General features: G+C 61.9%; 19 protein-coding genes and 1 tRNA gene. 5 read left to right on the forward strand and 15 right to left on the reverse strand.

The features are described from left to right. The first annotated feature begins 19 nt into the window (after window positions 1–19). Together A5906_RS37865 and A5906_RS37870 are read left to right on the forward strand one after the other, a co-directional pair. Window positions 20–994, forward strand: coding sequence for a Bug family tripartite tricarboxylate transporter substrate binding protein (locus tag A5906_RS37865; protein WP_080140285.1), 975 nt, complete (start codon window positions 20–22; stop codon window positions 992–994). A gap of 416 nt (window positions 995–1,410) precedes the next feature. Next, window positions 1,411–1,486 (forward strand) — tRNA-Ile (locus A5906_RS37870). A 181-nt stretch (window positions 1,487–1,667) separates the two neighbouring features. Here A5906_RS37870 and A5906_RS37875 read toward each other — a convergent pair. Genes A5906_RS37875 through A5906_RS37890 form a run of 4 tightly spaced genes read right to left on the reverse strand, consistent with a single transcriptional unit; the run spans window position 1,668 to window position 6,828 of the window. Next, window positions 1,668–2,939: a serine hydrolase domain-containing protein gene (locus A5906_RS37875; protein ID WP_245327126.1), complete on the reverse strand. Its 1,272-nt coding sequence runs from the start codon at window positions 2,937–2,939 to the stop codon at window positions 1,668–1,670. Further along, window positions 2,936–4,246 carry an MFS transporter gene (locus A5906_RS37880; protein WP_080140203.1) on the reverse strand — a complete coding sequence of 437 codons (1,311 nt, stop codon included), beginning with the start codon at window positions 4,244–4,246 and terminating at the stop codon, window positions 2,936–2,938. The genes A5906_RS37875 and A5906_RS37880 overlap by 4 nt, the downstream gene beginning before the upstream one ends. A gap of 41 nt (window positions 4,247–4,287) precedes the next feature. After that, entirely contained in the window at window positions 4,288–5,787 is a 1,500-nt protein-coding gene (locus A5906_RS37885) for an amidase (protein WP_080140204.1), read from the reverse strand. Window positions 5,788–5,841: 54 nt separating this feature from the next. Continuing rightward, complete coding sequence (locus tag A5906_RS37890; protein WP_080140205.1) at window positions 5,842–6,828, reverse strand: amidohydrolase family protein; 987 nt, start codon at window positions 6,826–6,828, stop codon at window positions 5,842–5,844. Window positions 6,829–6,894: 66 nt separating this feature from the next. On the opposite strand from A5906_RS37890, the gene A5906_RS37895 reads away from it, so the two are divergent. Then, window positions 6,895–7,842 carry an AraC family transcriptional regulator gene (locus A5906_RS37895; RefSeq protein WP_283807755.1) on the forward strand — a complete coding sequence of 316 codons (948 nt, stop codon included), beginning with the start codon at window positions 6,895–6,897 and terminating at the stop codon, window positions 7,840–7,842. Between the two features lie 219 nt (window positions 7,843–8,061). Here the strand turns inward: A5906_RS37895 and A5906_RS37900 are convergent, their stop codons facing one another. Genes A5906_RS37900 through A5906_RS37915 form a run of 4 tightly spaced genes read right to left on the reverse strand, consistent with a single transcriptional unit; the run spans window position 8,062 to window position 11,429 of the window. After that, entirely contained in the window at window positions 8,062–8,556 is a 495-nt protein-coding gene (locus A5906_RS37900) for a type II 3-dehydroquinate dehydratase (RefSeq protein ID WP_080140206.1), read from the reverse strand. Window positions 8,557–8,581: 25 nt separating this feature from the next. Beyond that, a complete protein-coding gene (locus A5906_RS37905; protein ID WP_080140207.1) occupies window positions 8,582–9,862 on the reverse strand; it encodes a TRAP transporter large permease subunit in 1,281 nt (426 codons plus the stop codon). Window positions 9,863–9,889: 27 nt separating this feature from the next. After that, window positions 9,890–10,405 carry a TRAP transporter small permease gene (locus A5906_RS37910; protein ID WP_080140208.1) on the reverse strand — a complete coding sequence of 172 codons (516 nt, stop codon included), beginning with the start codon at window positions 10,403–10,405 and terminating at the stop codon, window positions 9,890–9,892. Between the two features lie 10 nt (window positions 10,406–10,415). Next, window positions 10,416–11,429 carry a TRAP transporter substrate-binding protein gene (locus tag A5906_RS37915; protein ID WP_080140288.1) on the reverse strand — a complete coding sequence of 338 codons (1,014 nt, stop codon included), beginning with the start codon at window positions 11,427–11,429 and terminating at the stop codon, window positions 10,416–10,418. A 173-nt stretch (window positions 11,430–11,602) separates the two neighbouring features. Here A5906_RS37915 and A5906_RS37920 point away from each other — a divergent pair, with 173 nt between their 5' ends. Next, a complete protein-coding gene (locus A5906_RS37920) occupies window positions 11,603–12,271 on the forward strand; it encodes a GntR family transcriptional regulator (RefSeq protein ID WP_080140209.1) in 669 nt (222 codons plus the stop codon). Between the two features lie 11 nt (window positions 12,272–12,282). Further along, entirely contained in the window at window positions 12,283–13,191 is a 909-nt protein-coding gene (locus tag A5906_RS37925) for an SMP-30/gluconolactonase/LRE family protein (protein ID WP_080140210.1), read from the forward strand. Here the strand turns inward: A5906_RS37925 and A5906_RS37930 are convergent. The 7 genes from A5906_RS37930 to A5906_RS37960 form a co-directional block, all read right to left on the reverse strand. Then, window positions 13,188–14,975, reverse strand: a complete 1,788-nt coding sequence (locus A5906_RS37930; protein WP_161495486.1) for a tannase/feruloyl esterase family alpha/beta hydrolase — start codon at window positions 14,973–14,975, stop codon at window positions 13,188–13,190. The genes A5906_RS37925 and A5906_RS37930 overlap by 4 nt on opposite strands. Window positions 14,976–15,588: 613 nt before the next feature. Further along, entirely contained in the window at window positions 15,589–15,843 is a 255-nt protein-coding gene (locus tag A5906_RS46560; RefSeq protein ID WP_080140212.1) for a Lar family restriction alleviation protein, read from the reverse strand. A gap of 360 nt (window positions 15,844–16,203) precedes the next feature. Next, window positions 16,204–16,695 carry an Hsp20/alpha crystallin family protein gene (locus A5906_RS37940; RefSeq protein ID WP_167523752.1) on the reverse strand — a complete coding sequence of 164 codons (492 nt, stop codon included), beginning with the start codon at window positions 16,693–16,695 and terminating at the stop codon, window positions 16,204–16,206. Window positions 16,696–16,773: 78 nt separating this feature from the next. Next, window positions 16,774–17,220 (reverse strand): Hsp20 family protein, encoded by a 447-nt coding sequence (locus A5906_RS37945; protein ID WP_080140213.1) that lies wholly within the window; start codon window positions 17,218–17,220, stop codon window positions 16,774–16,776. Window positions 17,221–17,611: 391 nt separating this feature from the next. Continuing rightward, on the reverse strand, window positions 17,612–17,824 hold the full coding sequence (locus A5906_RS37950) for a hypothetical protein (protein ID WP_080140214.1): 213 nt from the start codon (window positions 17,822–17,824) through the stop codon (window positions 17,612–17,614). A gap of 80 nt (window positions 17,825–17,904) precedes the next feature. Continuing rightward, window positions 17,905–18,228 (reverse strand): hypothetical protein, encoded by a 324-nt coding sequence (locus A5906_RS37955; protein WP_080140215.1) that lies wholly within the window; start codon window positions 18,226–18,228, stop codon window positions 17,905–17,907. 86 nt (window positions 18,229–18,314) lie between these two features. Continuing rightward, complete coding sequence (locus A5906_RS37960) at window positions 18,315–18,767, reverse strand: Hsp20 family protein (RefSeq protein WP_080140216.1); 453 nt, start codon at window positions 18,765–18,767, stop codon at window positions 18,315–18,317. Window positions 18,768–18,967 lie beyond the last annotated feature (200 nt).

Raw genomic sequence — 18,967 nt, forward strand, 5'->3', positions numbered from 1 at the left:
TAGAACAATGGGAGGCGTCATGTTGCGAATTTTGCGTAACGGTGTTTTCGGGCTCGCGGTTCTCTCAGGTCTTCTCGGCGCCTCCCCGCCCGCCAGCGCCGCCTATCCCGACCGTCCCGTGCACTGGCTGATCGGCTTCGCCGCCGGCGGCCCGGTCGACATCGTGGCGCGCATCATGGCGCAGGCGCTCTCGGATCGGCTCGGCCAGCAATTCATCGTCGAGAACCGCACCGGCTCCGGCGGCAACATCGCAGCTGCCGCTGCGATCAATTCGCCCGCCGACGGCTACACGCTGCTGTTCGTCGCACCCAACAACGCGATCTCGACCTCGCTGTACAAGAAGCTGCCGTTCGACTTCCTGCGCGACACCGTGCCGGTCGCGAGCATCATGCAGCTGACCAACATGCTGGTGGTCTCCAACGCGTTTCCGGCGAAGACGGTCCAGGAGTTCATCGACTATTGCAAGGCCAATCCCGGCAAGATCTCCTTCGCCTCGTCCGGCAACGGCACCTCGGTGCACATGTCGGCGGAGCTGTTCAAGGCGATGACCAAATGCGACATGATCCACGTGCCCTATCGGGGCTCGGCGATCGCCTTCCCCGACATCATCTCCAACAAGGTGCAGCTGATCTTCGACAATCTGCCCTCCGCGCTCGAGCAGTCGCGTGGCGGCAATGTCCGCGCGCTTGGGGTGACCTCGCCGCAGCGCTGGCCGACCGTGCCCGACGTGCCCGCGATCGCCGAGACCGTGCCGGGCTTCGAATCGGTCGGCTTCTATGGCATCTCCGCGCCGAAGGGCACCCCCAGCGAGGTGATCGAGATCCTCAACAAGGCCGTCGGCGAAGCGCTGAAGGACCCGAAGGTGATCGCGCGGCTGACGGAGAACGGCGGTATCCCCAAGCCGATGACGCCGGCCGAGTTCGGCAAGCTGGTCACCGATGAGACCGAGAAGTGGAAGAAGGTGGTGGAGTTCGCGGGGGTGTCGGTGGACTAAGCCCGGCGGCCCACCGCGACGTCCGCCGCTCGCCGGCAGGACGTTTGCGGGCCGGCAGGCCCTCTCAAAACAAAGAGTGCGAAAACAACCCCATGCACAGTAGAAGACGTGAGCAATCACAGCGGGTTACGGAGTGCCGAGACGGGCACCGGCCGGATGGCCGTGAGGGCCGTTTGACTCGTCGGGCAAAACAGTGGCAAAATGCCATTATTCCGAATTCAGCAATCATCTGACGCGCAGCGTTTTCGGCGCGCCTGCGTTCCCTGCGATCACCACACGGGCGCCTGATGCCTTTTCCCGACGCGAACCGAGGACCACTTCGCTTTGAAAACGCTTGAGGATTGCACCCCCGCCTCAGGCCCTGTAAACGAACCGCGCACCGTTGCCGGCCGCGCATCCGCGGCCGTCCCGCGGCGGGGCCTGTAGCTCAATGGTTAGAGCCGGCCGCTCATAACGGTCTGGTTGCAGGTTCGAGTCCTGCCGGGCCCACCAGTAAATCAGTGGCTCAACTGCATTTTATCCCACAGCCTGTTGCTTGGCGCACCAGAAATGCCTCTATTCGTCGCTCTGAGCCTCGCCTAAGCCATCCCTAAGATACGAAAGGCCTAAGCGGGTGCTGCATTCCTCACGGCTTCATCCACCTCCACGGGCAGAACCCCTGGCAATCATTCGACTACAGCATCTTCCTTATCTCGTCGTAAGCGGCGTGGGTCAGCCACATAATTCGGCCATCGACAGGTTGCGGCCAGGACGAAAATTTGGCCATCACAATTTTGTTCTTTCGGTCTACGAACAGATTTTGCCCGTGCACTCCCATTGCAAACAGAATTTGCGGGTGAGCATCGACGGTGTACCAGCCGCTGCGATAACTCATGTTTCGGCTGATCGGTGCGAACGATTCGCCCCACTGACCGGAACTCCACGCCTGGCGGTCACCATCACTAGCAAGACTTGGCGCAATTTGGCTCGAGAACACCTGGCGGCTCTCAAACGTACCATCGAGGGACACGGCCTGACCAAGCCGCGCCAGATCGCGGACTGTGGCGCAGATACCGCCGGCGCTGCGGGGAAAGCCGTCCCAGTCAAGGGTCAAAGCAGCGTCATCGCCCGCGATCGGCATCCATAGCTTTTCGGAGAGCAAATCCTGCACCTTGCAAGAGGTCGCCCTTTCGAGCACCCATCCGAGCAGATCTGTGTTTGCCGAATGGTAGAGGAACGCGCCACCGCGCTGCCATGCCGGGCCACGAAGCCGGCTTACGAAGGACTGGAAGCCCGCCTTACGATCTGAGGGCGGCTCCCATCCCACCGACTGGGCGTAGCTCTTCTCTTGCGCCTCGTCCAGCACGATGGCCACACGCATGTCGAGCAGATCCCGCGCGGTTACCTCGGCATATGGAGAGTTGGCGACCTCCGGAACATATTTGGTGACCGGCACATCGAGCTTGATTGCTCCCTCCGCCGCCAGGATTTCGGTCAGCAGGCCCACGATTGCCTTCGACGCAGACATTGCGATGTGACGCGACGTCGGCTCCATGCCATTGCGGTAAGTTTCGTACACTAGTTGTCCGTCGCTCAGAACGATCATCGCATCGGTGGACGTAGCTGCCAAGAATCTCTCGATGTCGATTGCAGATCCGTTCGGCAGACGAAGCGAAAACGCGTCGATGGTCTTGGACGAGCGCGGAAAAGTGGCGCTTGTCGTCCCCGCTGGGATCCGCGCAGTCGCGATCTCGGATGGCAGCCGATGGAAAGCAAAGTGATTCTGCGGCGACTGCCTCCAGTTCGACAGGTCCGCATTTGGCTTATTTGCGCTAGTTTCCATCGCGATTGCCCTCACATTCGACGGGGTGGCCGGTTTTCGGGGCAGAATGGCCCCATCCGCTCGGCCGGAAAGTGGAAGCAGGAGGCATGCGCTCCCGGCGATCAGCAACTCTCTGCGGTTCATGGACGCATCTGGGGTGCGAGGGCGAGTTCGGGCTCATCTTCTGTCTTCTGCGCGACGAAGCGTCGACCGCCCCAGAGAGAGATAGCGCTGATGCAGCCTATACCCATCAGATACAGCGCGATGGGCCATGTTGCGCCGGCCCAGGCGAACAAAGCGGCACTGATAGCGGGGCTAAACCCTCCGATCAGGCCCGAGGCAAAATTGTAACTGATCGAAATTCCGCTATATCGTACCCGCGGCCTGAACAACTCCGACACGTAGGCAGGAAGCACGGCATAGAGCGCGCTCGTGCCGAACAAGGCCATACAAACCGCTGCCGTGACGCCTTCGAAGGTACCCAGTCGCACCAGAGCAAAGAACGGGAATGCGCCACCGACCGTCATCAGAGCGCCCAAGAGAGCGATCGGCTTACGCCCGAAGCGATCCGAAAGCAGGGCGAAGATAGGAATGATGATTAGCGTGAAAGCGGATCCGACCAGCACAGCGTTGAGTACTGTCTGCCGGGGAATGCCGACTGACTGCACCGCGTATGATACGACGAACAGCGTCTGCACGTAGAATGCCACGACGGTGCTCAGCACGACTCCGGTGCCGATCAGGATCGCGCGCCAATTGTCGCGAAAGACCTCGGAAACCGGTTGCTTCGCGAGCTCGTTGTTCTCCGCCAAGGCGGCAAATTCAGGCGACTCGACCAACCCGATCCGCATGATCATGCCGACGATCACAAGAAGCGCACTGGCAAGAAACGGGATGCGCCAGCCCCAGCTTAGAAAACTGTCTTGAGGAAGGGTCGACAACGACGAAAACGTTCCGGTGGACAAGAACAACGCGATCGGCGATCCCATCTGCGTGAACGAACCGTAGAAGCCCCGCCGCGCAGCCGGCGCATGCTCCACGGACATCAGAACCGCCCCGCCCCATTCACCGCCAAAGGCGAAGCCCTGCACCGTGCGTAGGATCACCAGCATAATGGGTGCGAGAATGCCGACTTGACTGTAGGTAGGAAGCAAACCGATCAGGAAGGTCGAGACACCCATTGTCATCAGCGTAAAGACGAGCATCGACTTCCGGCCGATGCGATCGCCGAAGTGGCCGCAAACCATTCCACCGAGGGGCCGCATGATGGCGCCGATCGCGAACGTTGCGAAAGACAGCAGCGTACCCACGACCGGATCGTAGGTGGGAAAGAACAGCGTGTTGAACGCGATCGCCGCTGCGGTCGCATAGATATAGAAATCGTAGAGTTCGATGCATGTCCCGATCAGACTGGCAAGCGCAGCTCGACGCGCGATGTTTGGTGACGCCATATTGAAAACACCCCCTTCAAATGCCGATTTGCCCCGAGAGATCAGCGACAGGCCTCGAATGCGGCCGCGGCTCTGTAGATCGAGGATTCCTGAAAGTGCCTGCCAACCAGCATCATGCCGATCGGCAGGCCATCGCTTTCCCCGCACGGCACCGATAGGGCCGGATGGCCCGAGCAGTTGAACTGCATCGTGTTGGCAAGCGGCACCCCGGACAAACGGATCAATTCCGAAAGAGGCGTATCTGCCGCAGGAATGGGGCCGGCTTTCATCGGAGTCGTCGGCATCAATAGAAGGTCGTACTTGCAAAGCACCTCGTCGTAGGCGGACCGAAGTCTTCGATTCAGATTTTGAGCGCGCGCGTAATAGAGGCCGCCGTACTTGCGTGAAAGATGGTGCCCTGTCAGCATGGACAGCTTCAGCGATGGCGGCAGTTCGTCTGCACGTTCACGCCAATGCGAGTGGGCCTGGAGCAGGCTTGTCACGTACAATCCGCGCCAACCGGTGCCGAACGCATTGCCCTTCATGAGAGTGTTCGTGCCGCCCTCGCCAGCTATCGCCCGCCAGATCGTCCGGCCGGTCGCATGCATCGGGATCGAGACCTCCTCGACGACTGCGCCTTGTCGGCTGAAGGCGTCGCTCGCCGCGAGGACGGCGGCGTCGACGTCGGGCTCCGAGACGAGTAGACCAAAGCCTTCGCGAACGAGTGCGATTCTCATCCCCTCCACGCGGGCAGAAGGGGCGGCGAGATAGTCGTCCGACGTACCGGCACATTGGCGCGGATCGAGCCCGTCCGGGCCTTGGAGCACTTGCAGCAGCAGCGCATTATCGGCGACGTTGCGCGTCATCGGGCCGACGTGATCGAGCGTCGGCTCGATCGGCATGATGCCCGTATATGGCACGAGACCATGGGTCGGTTTCATGCCGACGATTCCGCAGAAGGACGCGGGTGCGCGGATCGAACCTCCCTGGTCGCAGCCGATTGCAAGGTCGGCTTCGCCACCGGCGATTGCGGCGGCACATCCCGACGAAGAGCCTCCTGCGCTATAGCCCCGCCGGTGGGGGTTGTGCGTCGGTCCGGTCGCATTGGTGTGACTGCAGGCCGAAAAGCAGAAGAACTCGCAATTGGCTTTGCCAAGAATGGTACCGCCAGCATCAAGGACTCTGGTCACTACCGTGGCGTCGCAATCGGGCACATACCCTTCGAGGGTCGACGAGCCGTTCATCATGGGAACGCCGGCCAGGCAAATATTGTCCTTCAACGCGACAGTTCGGCCCGAGAGCAGCCCTGTGGCTGCGCCCCTGATCTCCGACTTTACGTACCAGGCATGATGAGGATCTTCGCTGTCATCCGGCCTATGGCCGGGAGAGCGGGGATATTGCGGCGACACGCCAATTTCCGCGGGCTCATCGTCGAACAGATTCAGCACTTCGAGATTGCTGGAAAGCATGCCGTAAAAGGTCTCGCGCTCGTCCGCACGCAGCGAAAGGCCGAGTTCGGACGCCAGCTGGTCGAATTCCTCGTAGGTCGGCTTCAGGCTCATGTCTGGCAAAATTCCGGCAGGAGGTGAATTGGATTCCACGACGAGGAGCTCGGTCTATTCCACCGCTTCGCAGACCGGTTGAAGGCGCCGCGCGATCGACGGAAACAACTTCAGCGCAGCACGACCGATGTGATCGATTTCGCGTTTGGTCAAACCCGGAAATTCCCTCAGGGACTGAAGATTTTCCTGCATGGTCGCCTCGCTCGAACAGAGCACGCCGCAGTCGGAGCCGTAGATGAGGTGGTCGGCGGTCGTCATCGCGAGCGCGGGCGCCAGGCTGTTCGCCGAACCCGTCGCTGCGGTGTCGAGATAGAGTGCAGCCAGTTGGGCCTTCATCTCAGCTTTGGTAATCCCTTGCGGATTCGGTACCCAGCTTTCCGTTCCGAGCAGCAGTAGACGTCCGGCCAGCGCGGGCAAAGCGGCACCGCAATGAGCGATGACGAATTTGATCTTCGGGTAACGACGAAAGATGCCGGCGTACAGCATGTCCACGACCGTTCGCGTGGTCTCGAACGCCACTTCCAGCAGAGCAGTCGGACGTCCCATCGAAGGCTCGGCGTAGGCATCTGGGTGCACGAAGACGGTGGCTTCGCGCCTCTGCAGCTCCTCCCAAACCGGTTCCAGACGAGGATCACTCAAGTATACGTCGTTGTAGCAGCAAGTTGCCGCATAGCCGTCGGCCTTCAGTTCATTCGTGCGACCGATTTCCGTCAGACAGGCATCTGCATCGTCGGTAGGCAAGGCAAGCAGGAGACCAAAGCGGGACGGGTAACGCGCGACGATCGATGCACCATGTTCGTTCGATCGTTGAAGGGCCTTGAGGGACTTCGGGATGTTGCTCAGCATCTGCATAGCGATGCCGTTGGCATCCATGTGCGCGATAGCGGCGTCCGCCGTCCATTGGTACAGCTCGGGAGCCAGAAAGCATCGTTCGCAACGCGCTGTAGCGCTTCGCTTGAGCTCATCCTCGGTGTGCGGGATCATGAAATGCGCATGGACGTCGATCCATTGCACCTCGAAGCCGCCAGCGACGCTCTTCATCGACCTCACTCGTCTCGGGTAACTCTGATTTGACGACCCTAGCGGCAGCTTCCAGGATGTTCTATATTGGGGCGTCCGCAATTCTTTAGAGATCGTCCTATTTCCGATCCTCTGACCCAGGTCGTACGCCTCCTCAAGCCACGCGCCCTGCTCTGGAAGCAGTTGGACACGCGAGGCCCTTGGGCCATCCGCTATCCTTCTCTTCAAGATACGATTTTTGTTCTCGTTACCGAGGGCAGCGCACGGCTCCAGCTTCCCGGTCGGCCGACACGCACGATGGTCACGGGTGACTTCCTGCTGATGACCGAGCCCGAAGAATGGATGATGGGCGACAGCGAGGAGACCGAGCCGATCAGGTTTCAGCCTCCTCAAACCAACCCGTCCGCCAGATCAATCGTCACCGACACATCGAGTTCGGCTCCGACGTTCAAGCTGCTTGGCGGGCGCTTCTCGTTTGATCGCACGCATTTGGGACTGTTGAAGGAGATACTTCCTTCCGTGGTCGAGATTGGTTTCGCCACCTCTGGAGCAACACGCGTAGCATCAATTCTGAAGATGTTGGGAGCGGAAGCCTGGGAGGGCCGACCAGGCTGCGCGCTGGTTATCGAGCGTCTGCTCGAAATCCTTTTGATCGAGGTCATGCGTTATCAGGGCGAGGAGCGGGCAGACCTGAATACAGGGCTGATCGCGGGTCTTGCCGATCCGCAGATCGCCGCCTGCCTGCAGGCCTTGCACCAAGATCCGTCCCGCGATTGGTCGGTCGCGACGCTGGCGAAGGCCGCCGGCGCATCCCGATCGGTATTTGCGCAGCGCTTCTGCGAGATAGTCGGGATACCGCCGATGCAGTACCTGCTGACGTGGCGGATGGCGCTGGCTAAGGAAATGATTAGACAGGGGGTCTCGATTTCAGAGATTGCCTTTGCCTGCGGCTATCAATCTGCGAGCGGCTTCAGCGTCGCTTTCGCGCGTCATGTCGGATGCCCGCCTTCGCATCTCCGCGCGCCCCCGAACTAAGTTGGTCGATTGCACATGAAGAGCCATCATGATGCTTTAGCGATGCGGTTGGCGGCGCGAAAGCCGAACACAAGGGCTGGCCCGATATTGCATCCGGTCGTCACTCTTTCGGTGGTGTGCTCGCGCGTCAGCCAGTGCCGCTAGTCGGTCAGATCAGCGGGTTCGATGTCGCTCCAGATCGCCAGCTATCCTGCGCCTCGCATCCTGCTCTCCCCGGATTCACGTTGCGACCGGCGGGGTGAGGCCTCGCAAGCCCGCGGGAACGGCGCCGGGCACGCGACCGAGCCGCTGGACCGCGGCCAGAATGGCGGCGATATAGCCGTAAGGACCAAGCCCGCATATCACGGCGGTCGAGGCGCTCGACGTGATCGAGTGCCGATGCAGCTCGTCCCTGGCATGGATGTTCGAGATGTGGACTTCGATTTTCGGACCATCGAAAATCTTCAGGGCGTCGATCAGGGCAATCGACGTGAACGAGAACGCCGCCGGGTTCATGATGATCGCGTCCGCATTGCCGCGCGCCGACTGGATCAAGCCGACGAGCTCCCCCTCGATGTTCGATTGGTGGAACGAGAGCGTAACGTCCAGCAGTCTTGCCACCTCTTCGCAGCTCGTCTCGATTTCGCCAAGCGTCGTCGAGCCGTAGATATGCGGCTCGCGGATGCCGAGAAAATTGAGATTGGGGCCGTTCAGGACCATGATCCTCGTGGTCATCACGCTACTCCTTCTCCAGGGATGATTACCCGCCGAACCATTTGGCCGGCCCTGTCACAAGCTGCGGGAACAGTACCATCAGGAACAGCACGACGAGCTGCGCGATCATGAAGGGCCAGACGCCCTTGATGACGTCCTCCATGCTGATCCGCGAGACGCCGCACACGACGTTCAGGACGATCCCGACGGGCGGCGTGATCAGCCCGATGGCATTGTTGATGATGAAGAGGACGCCGAAATAGACCGGGTCGATGCCAGCCTGCTTGACGACGGGCATCAGGATCGGCGTCAGGATCAGGATGGTCGGCGCCATGTCGAGCGCCGTGCCGACGATGACGACCAGGATCATGATCGCGAACATCAGCAAGGTCTGGCTGCCCATGAACGGGCGCACCAGATCCACGACCTGGGTCGCGATTTCGGCAACCGTGATCAGCCATGACGAGACCAGGGCGGCGGCGACCAGGAACATCACGATGCTGGTGCTGAGCGCCGCCGAGACCACCACCTCGTAGAGCTGCGACAGCTTCAGCTCGCGATAGATGCAGGTCGCGACGAACAGCGCATAGACGGCGACGACCACGGCCGCCTCCGTCGGCGTGAAGATCCCGAACCGCAGGCCGACGACGATGATGACCGGAAGCATCAACGCCCAGAACCCGTCGACCACCGCCCGGCCGATCTCGGTTAACGACTTCCGCGGCGGGCTTTCGATGTTCTCGTCGCGAGCCACCCACCACCAGGCGAAGCAAAGCCCGACGCCCAGAAGCAGGCCGGGGACGATGCCGGCCAGGAACAGCTTCGAGATCGAGACGCCGCCGGCAACCCCGAACAGGACAAAGCCGATGCTCGGAGGAATGACGGGAGCGATGATCCCTCCCGCCGCGACCAGCCCCGCCGCATACATCTTCTTGTGGCCCGCGGCGACCATCATCGGGACCAGCAGGGCCGCGAGCGCGGCAGCATCCGCGGCGGCTGATCCGGACAGCGAGGCCAGGGCGCATGATGCCAGGATCGTCACGTAGCCCAGCCCGCCGCGCACATGGCCGACGAGCGCCAGCGCGATGTCTACGATGCGCTTGGCGAGGCCGCCCTTGTTCATGATCTCGCCGGCCAGCATGAAGAACGGAACCGCCATCAGCGGGAAGCTGTCGGCTCCGTTGATGATGTTCTGCGCGACGATCTGCGAGTCGAAGATGTCGAGATAGTGCATCAGCGCGACGCCGCAGACGATCAGCGCGAACGCGATCGGCATGCCGAGCGCCATGGCGCCGAGGAGGGAGAATGTGAAGACGGCGATGGTCATGCTGCTATCGGACGGCTGCCATGGCGCTCAAGCGTGCTCGTCGCTTTCCTTGACCGCGATGAGGTCTTCGCCGCTCGCCGCGCCGGTCATGACGCGAAAGAGATCGTAGGCGAGGATGATCGCTGCCGAGACGCCGAAGACGAGGCCGGACGAGTAGAAGAACAGACCGACCGAGATCCCCGACGCCGGCGCCGCATCACCGAAGGTCAGGACGGCCTGCTTCCAGCTCCCGAGCGTCAGCAGCCAGTCGGCATAGAGCATCAATGAATAGCTGGCGACGAAGCAGGCGAACCTGCCGCGGGGCGGCAGCGCGCGCACCAGCGTATCGACGCCGAGATGGGCGTGCCGGCGCAAGGCAATGATCGCCCCGAGGAAGGTCAGCCAGACCAGCAGCCAGCGCGACAGCTCCTCGGACACCGCGATGCCGGAGTTGAAGACGTAGCGGAGCACGACATTGCTGAACACCAGCACGACCATGGCGGCGAGGCAAAGGGCGATCGCCGCCTTCAGGACCTCGCAATAGACGTCGAGGATCTTCGCCATCCGGGGCCCGTTACTTGACCGTGCTGCGGAGGCGCGCGAGCTCGGCGTTGAAGAGCTTGACCTTCTCGGGATCGTATTCGGCGGAGAACTTGTCGATGACCGGCTTCACGGCCTCCTGCATCCGGGCGTATTCCGCGGGCGCAATGTCGTTGAACTGCATGCCCTTGGCCTGCAGTTCGGCAAGCGCCTGATCGGCGGCGCGCCGGGTCTGGTCGCGCTGGTACTGCAGCGTTTCGGCGTAGGTATCGCGGAACATCTTCTGCTCCTCGGGCGAGAGCTTGTCCCAGAACTTCTTGCTGACGATGATGATGTTCTGGGTGAAGGTGTGGTTCGTCGCCGAGACGTATTTCTGGACCTCGTAGAACTTGTTCGACAGGATGACGCTGTAGGGATTTTCCTGGCCGTCGACCGTCTTGTTCTCGAGCGCGGTATAGAGCTCGCCGAACGCCATCGGCACCGGGTTGGCCTTGAACGCCTTGAAGGTCTCCAGATAGACCGGATTGGGGATCACGCGCAGCTTCAGGCCGGCGAGATCCTCGACCTTGGCCACCGGGCCCCTGCTGTTGGTGACGTTGCGGAATCCCAGGCCCCAATAGCCGAGCGGAATGAGATCCTTCTCTGGCAGGAGCTCCATCATCGCCCTGCCGAACGCGCCATCGGCGAGCGCGGTTGCCTGGTCGAAGCTGGCGACGATGAAGGGGAAGTCGAACAGGCCGAGATCCTTGACGACGCCCGCGAGCGACGTCGTCGAGGCCGAGAACACCTCCTGGGTGCCGCCGCGAACCGCCGACTGCTGCTGCATTTCGTTTCCGAGCTGGGACGCCGGAAACTCGCGGACCTTCAGCTTGCCGCCGCTCTTGGCGGCGAGCACCTCGGCGAATTTCTGCACGCCGAGACTGACGGGGTGATCCGTATTGTTGAGGTGCCCCCAGCGGATCGTCCGCTCCTGCACCTGTGCCATAGCGGGCAAGGCCGTGAGCACAGCGCTCACCGCGACCGCCAAGCCAAGCATCGTCCTCCGCATGCCGACCCTCCCGATGATGATGCCACGGTCTGGCGCCGCGGCTTTGATCGTCAATAGGAAGCATATGAGAATTCGAGAGTCAAAATAGGAGTTGGATTTTATCATACGATTTTTGTATCATATGACCTCGATGGCGAGGGCCCCGGCGGGGCCCGCCCAGCAAGGTCGACACGATGTCTTTGATCGACAAGGAAGAATCAGCCATCGGCGAGGACGGCTACCGCCGGATCCGGACGGACATCATTTTCGGTCGGCTGGCACCTGGCCATAAGCTCCGGCTCGAGGCGCTGCGCGAAACCTATGGCGTAAGCGTCAGCACGTTGCGCGAGATTCTGAACCGCCTCGCCGCCGAGGGCTTCGTCGCGGCGGAGGGCAAACGCGGCTTCGAGGTCGCCGCCGTCTCCGCCGACAATCTGCGAGAGCTCGCGGGCCTCCGGCTGCTGCTGGAGTCGCACGCGATGGCGATCTCCTTCGCCAATGCCGACGTCGAGTGGGAGGGGCGCATCGTCTCGGCGCATCACAAGCTCGCTTCGACGGAGCGGCTGATGGACACCGGCATCGGCGAGCCGGAGCAGTGGAAGCGCTATGACGGCGAATTCCACCAGGCGCTGATCTCGAATTGCGGATCGCGCCTGCTCATGGAGACGCACAGCCTCGTCTTCGACAGGTATTTCCGTTACCAGATGGTGGCCTTCCACTATCGCGGCGCCGAGCCGGCCGCGCAGCACAAGGCGCTGCTCGAATGCGCGCTGAAGCGCGACGCCGACACGGCGACGCTCGTGCTCTCCGCGCACGTCAACAATTGCGTCGCGCACGCGCTCGCCAACAGCGCGCTACGCTGAACGGGCACCGGATGACCAGCACCGTCCGGTCTCAGAAGGTGGAGGTCGCGGTCGCTGCCGCGGACGTGCTCGGCCAGACGCCACTGTGGTGCGAGCGGTCGGCAAGGCTCTGGTGGATCGATATCGACCGGCAGCTGCATCGATCGTTCGATCCGGCGACGGGTCTTTGCACCTCATCCCGCCACGACTGCCGGTTTCTCGGCAGCCAGGCCCTGACCTCGGACGGCGCGCACATGCTCGCGCAGGATCTGAGCCTGGGTATCCGCGATTGCGAAAGCGGCCCGCTGCGCCGATTTTGCGACGTCGAGCAGGGCCTCGACAACCGGCTCAATGACGGCCGCGTCGACGCGCGCGGCCGCCTGTGGATCGGCACCATGGACAACGAACTGCATCGCGCTAACGGCTCGCTCTATCGCGTCGACGGCGACGGCACGGTGACACCGATGTTCGGAGACGTCATCGTGACCAACGGCATTGCGTTCTCGCCGGACAACCGCATCCTGTATTTCACCGACACAAGGCGCTATTGCACCTGGTGTTTTGATTTCGATCTCGACGACGGCGTGATCGGCAACAGGAGGCTCTTCGCGGATCACACCGCAACCAGCGAGCGCCCTGACGGCGCCTGCGTCGATGTCGATGGCGGCCTTTGGACGGCATTTTTCTCGGGCAGCCGGATCGTCCGCTATCGGCCGGATGGCCAAATCGACACTGTCATTCCTCTGCCCGCGACGAACCCGACCTGCGTATGCTTCGGCGGCAGCCGCTTAAACACTCTGTTCGTGACGAGCGCGCGGAAGTTTCTCGACGATGGCCAACTGAGTAGAGAACATGAAGCCGGCCATCTCTTCGCCATTCACGGCATCTCGCAAGGCTTGCCCGAGCACCGGTTCGCTGCGAATTTATGTGCGCCAAATTAACGGCAGCTGAAGCTCGAAGGCTGCGTCGCCGGGCCGTGGCCATCCCACGTCGTCCGCCGGGGATAGACGCAGACCGGATAGCTTACACTGCCATCGCGCGAGGACAACGTGATCTCGCCCGGCGCCACTCCCTTCTCGACCCAATCGGTCAATGCGGAGAAGAACTGGTCCTTGTCGCGCGTCGGCGTTTGGTTGGCGTTGCCCGGCAGCTTCGGCAGCGGCACGGCGTCGTTCTTGCCGGTCACGGTGTATGAGCGGCCCTGCGAGGAATGCGCGACCCCCGGCACCAGATACATCCGCATGAATTTTGAGACCTCGGCATCGCCGCCCATCGCAGCAAGCACGCGTTCGTGATAGTTGACGTTGCCGGCCGGCGGGATCGCATCATCCGCAAGTCCGCTCCACACGATCACCTTACGGCCGAGATCGCGCAGCTTGGAGAGATCCGCCTTGTCGGTGATCAGATTGCTGAACAGCGTGGGCTGCAGGGCGACGTTCTTGTCGACGCCGGCAGCGAAACCGGCATAGTCGAGCTCGAGCCAGCGGTTGCGCCTGGCGGTCGAGGTGTTGGCGATCGGAATGCCTGACGTCGCGCTGGCATCGGCGGCGTAGCTGACGTCCTGCATGCCGAGCGCAAAATTGTCGGTCGACGCGCTGGTGATCTGCATCGAGATCGACGTGCCCCTGGTGAAAGTCCACCACAGCTGCTTCGCACCGAGCGCCTTACCGCTACGGGCTTCCGCCGTCTGAGCCGGATCGACGCTGCCATCGCGGGTCCCGCCGTACCAGATCCTGTTGAGCGCATCCGCTTCCTTCGCGCTCATGCAGGCCGCCGTGTCGGCATTGCTGCCGGTGACGCCGTCGCCCGCTTCGCCCGCACAGAGCAGCACCGCGTCACGGGCGGGATTGTAGTCGCAGGCGAAGGGATCAAGCAGGAAGCCGAGGCCGGCCTTGTCGCAGGTCGCAACGGCACGCTTGTTGGCGGCCTCGACCTTGGCGGCGAAAGCGGCGGCCTCCGGCTTGTTGATTGCAGTGAAGCCGAGTTCCGTCTTCATCACGATCTGCGGATAAAGGCTGGTGGTGCCGAATTTCGCGATGCTCAGCGCAGGCTGCGCGATCATGTAGCCGTCATAGAGCTCGGGATACTCCTGCACGATCTTCAGGCCCTGGCGGCCGCCCTGCGAGTGTCCGTCGTAATAGACGAATTGCGGCGCTTTGCCATAGTAGAGATTGACCAACGCTCTGGTCTTGACCGCCTGCTCGACCATCCCACGCACCGCGAAGTCCCGGAGGCCCTCAACGTTGACCTCGCCGTCGGAGAGGAAGGCGAACGAGCCGTCCTGATACCAGGGCTGACCGGCATCGGTCGTCCCCGAGGCATAGCCGATATTGGCATTGACGATCGCCGGCACCTTGCTGCCGATCTTGTCGGCGTAGCGATGGCCGCCGCCGACCCAGCCGCCACCGCCATAGTTGCGGATGCGCTCGTTCCAGTTGGCCTGCGTTGGCAGCCAGACCTCGATGCCGATACCTTCTGAATAAGAGCGCGCGGTCTTGTCTTTCTCAGCCGTAACGCCGGGACCGACCAGCAGCTTCACGAGGCAAAGATCGGCTGCCGCCGTGATCGGCTTCGGCGCATCAGGAGCCAACAGCTCCTCACCCTGCTTGACTTGGCGGACCGCGATCACGGTCGTGATCTCGTCGGGATGAAAGGCAGCCTTGATGCCGTCGTCACAAGCCATCGGCTCGGCGGACGCCGATGTGACCTGGCAAGTCGCAGCCACCAGCAGTATTGCCCAAAAATTCCTTCGCGCGACCGGCATCGGTTCCCTCCCCTTGGTTATTGTTTTCTTTCGGCAGCTCGGGGCCGCCTCAATCCACGATTGGCATCGTCATCGGCCGCGGTCCATGAGCGGTTCGTTGCCACTTCGGGAAAACGCGGATGCGGACGCCCGACTTGCGGGACGATAGCGCGTTGCTGACCTGGTACAATTATCCATCTATTATACGAACTTAACCTGGTGTTATTTTTTTGCGGTGCCGAATTCCCAGTCCGCAATCGTCGCTCTAAGCGCACCCGCGAGTGGCCCGCAACCGAGCCTTACCAAATCACGAAACGGGCCGTTTTTGGCGGTGTCGAACCGCTCCCGGTTCGAAAGCAAGCGATGACCGCATCAGCATCCCGACCCGTGACGAGGCTCCGAAGCTAAGCCGCTGCTCGATGCCGGACACGGTGACAGTGCCCTTCGGCTGCCGCTCATCGATCGATGGAGTCGGCCACCGGCGAAACCAACCCTGCATCGGAGCGCGCACTTGAGCGTGCCGATCGGCGACGCCTTTGCACATGGAGCCGCAGACTGCTGGAGCCGCAGATTGCCGACACTTCAGGCAACTGGATTATTTGGAAGTCGCCGCAACCGTCTTCGTTTCAGGGGGCGAGGCGCGGTCGTTCCAGCGCTCGGCCGCCCGTGTAACGGTCGATGCGCTGGGGCCGAACGCCCAACATGTCCGGCACGCCACAAACTTCGGCTCGAGGTTGCCGCTTATCCAAACCTCCGAGCTGCCGCAGAAGGGACAGGGCTGCAACAGTTCCACGGAAATAGGGAATCCGGGCCCCGGATTGTTAGCTGCGCTGGCGCCAGGCTTGCGCACGTGCTTCTCCTGCTCCCGGCGCGATCAAGGGGATACTCGCCCTGGGCCACATCCGGGCTATCCACTGCGTTCAGTTCGGAATCTATCCTGCCGAGGAGGCGCTCGGCTTCGTCGCGCTCATTAGGGCCTCAATGTTCTTCGAGGCGGCTGAGGAGGTGCTGCTTTTGCGTCAGCAGCGCTGCAATGCTCGTCATTGAAGGACCGGGTTCGCGATGAAACATGGTCGTCACCTCTATTGTCTTCGGCGCGGCGGCCATGCCGTGCGGCGGCACTCGCACTGCCGGGCCGGCGCTTGTCTCGCAGCTCCTTTCTCCTCGACACGATAAATGAAGGCGGCGACGACGACGCCGCCTTCATGAGTCAGTTGGTGTTAATGGTGATACGCTTGACGTTCTGGCTCGCCTGTTCGGTCTTCGGCAGGCTGACAGTCAGCACGCCATTGCGGAAGTTGGCTTCGGCCCTGTCTTCCTGGACACCGTCGAGCGGAATACGGCGTTCGAACGCGCCATAGTAGCGCTCGCTGTACCTGCCGCCGTTATCGTGTTCGGACTTTTTCTCGCCGCGGATCGACAGGACGCCGTTGGCAATCTCCACCTGAACGTCGTTTTCGCTCAGGCCTGGAAGTTCGGCGGAAACAGTGACAGCCTTGTCGGTTTCGTTGAGCTCGATGCGCGGCCAACCGAACTGGCCTTCCATCATCGGCCTGCCTAGGTTGCCGAAGCTACCGAACCCGCGGAAGACATCGTCGAACAGCCGATTCATCTCGCGGTGGAAGGTGACGAACGGATCGTAGACGTCGCCCGTCGTCGAGAGCTGGTTCTTGTTCCAGGGAATCAGATCACGAATTGCCATGTTAATCTCCTTTCTGCAGGCGCATGGATGCCAGGACCCCGCGCCCCTGCTCCATTGTTTCTGAGGAAAGCGACGGCGTCAGGCCGCCTGCTTGCCGGTGAGGTACTCGGCACTGCCGCCGATCGGAATGCGACGCGGCCTCATCGCCTCGGGAAGTTCGCGGACGAGCTCAATCCGCAGCAGCCCGTTGTCAAACGACGCATTCTTCACCTGAACGTAGTCCGCAAGGTTGAACTGGCGCTTGAACGGTTTGGCCGGGATGCCGCGATAGAGGTAATCGCGTTGTGGCTCATCGCCCTTGCGGCCCTCGACGGCCAGTACGTTCTGCTCGGCCGTGACGCTGATCTCGTCCGAGGTGAAGCCTGCGAGCGCAAGCGAGATCTGGTAATGATCTTCGCCAAGCCGTTCGATGTTATAGGGCGGATAGTACTCCTCGACGGTCCGCTGACTTTCGTCGAGAAGATCAAAGATGCGATCGAACCCGATGGTCGACCGCCACAGGGGGGTATAGTCGAAGGTCCTCATAGCCAAGTCCTCCTAAGAGCAAGTTGGATACGAAGGAGCGCAGGACACCGGTCCGGCGCCCAGTTCAGTCCGCCGGACCCGAATTGGCATCCGGCACCGCCGCTTGCGGTAAAACAGAAACTAGGAAAAACAGGCGTGGTTTCAAGGGCGCACCGGAAATTTTTGGCCTCTCATCCGCCGATCGTTGCAAAGCTTACCCAGGCGATCGTCAGAAGGCTGAGGGCGAACATCCGCCCCGATGTTGCGCGATCGTGATTGCATGCGTGCGCTCATCAGAGACTCCTTGGTGCTGTGCGTTCCGTTCTCCTTGGTGGTGGGGAGCCCGGCTGCGGGGCGGGGTCCGGTCTTGATCAGAAATCTGTCGGCGACGCGGCCGGCGCCGGGCTGGATTTCATGGGCCTTTGGCGAGCTCGGGGCCGATCTCGACAACTTCGACAAAGTGGTGGCCGACATCCCGGTTGAAGCCGATGAAGTCCCACCTCGCAGCGAGGCTGTGGCCAGCGACGCCGGCGAAGCGGGCCGGCTGCCACTCGGGATCTTTCGTGCTCGAGCGCACGAGAACCCAGTAGAAGGCCCCTCGACTCAACCGTGCGATGTCGGTCATGGAATCAAACGCTCATGGACCATCGCGCAGACCGCGATGCGGCATTATGGCCAAGTGCACGATTCCGAGGGCTCGCTCCCTCAAGCCGCCGCGCGACGCTCGACCGAGCGCAGGCGCATCGGCTTTCCGCCGGGCGGGTTGCGCGGATCGCCACCGTCCAGGGCCTGGAGCGCGTCCAGAATCTCATCGATGTGAACTGGCGCCTTTAGCCCCTCGGGTGCGCGTAGCGCAGGACAGGACGCGATCGCGGAGGCATCGGAGGCCCATGATGCGAGGATCGCGCGCTTCTCGGCCAGACTCAATTTCGGATCGGCCACGACGTCGCGCGGATGCGAGAACACCGTGCCGGGGTGAAGAAGAGCATTAAAATCGAAGACGTTGTCGTGTGCGGGCGTCGTCCGCATGGCTAACCTCCCATCATAAGACGCACTAACCGAAAGCCGCGCGGGAACACCCCGCGCGACCGCGATCGGTCCAAGCCGCTTGTCGGTCAAGCGGCCTTGGCCTCGATCTGGCTGACCTTGCCCGGGCCTGCGCCGGTGATGGCAATGCGCCGCGGCTTCATGGCCTCCGGAATCTCGCGCTGCAACTCGATGAGCAGCAACCCGTTCTCGAAGCGCGCGCCCTTGACCTCGACGTGGTCGGCCAGGGTGAACTGTCGCTTGAACGAACGTGTCGAGATGCCGCGATGCAAGAAGGTCTTCTCATCCTTTTCGCCCTTGCGGCCTTCCAGCGTCAGGACGTTCTGCTCAACCGTCAGCGCCACCTCGTAAGACGAAAATCCGGCGAGCGCCACCGAGATCTGGAAGCGGTTTTCGTCAACCCGTTCGATATTGTAAGGGGGGTAGGTCTCGTCGGCGGTCCGCTGGACCTCGTCGAGAACGTCAAACAGGCGGTCGAAGCCAATGGTCGACCTCCACAGGGGAGTCCAATCATACCTCATAGCCAAATCCTCCAGAGAGCAAGTTGGGTACGAGCTGGCACCGGACACCTTCCGGCGCCCGCCTTGATTCCCGGGGCCCGAGTGGCGCCCCGGCCGCGTCTTCTGCGGCGATCAAAAAAATCGTCAAAACGGAAAAAAGTTCAAGGGGGGATCTGAAGATTTTTTGAGGTCTTGGCGGCGGGACGGTTAAGCGTTCGTTG

The organism is Bradyrhizobium sacchari, assembly GCF_002068095.1.
GTDB classification, from domain to species: Bacteria; Pseudomonadota; Alphaproteobacteria; order Rhizobiales; family Xanthobacteraceae; genus Bradyrhizobium; species Bradyrhizobium sacchari.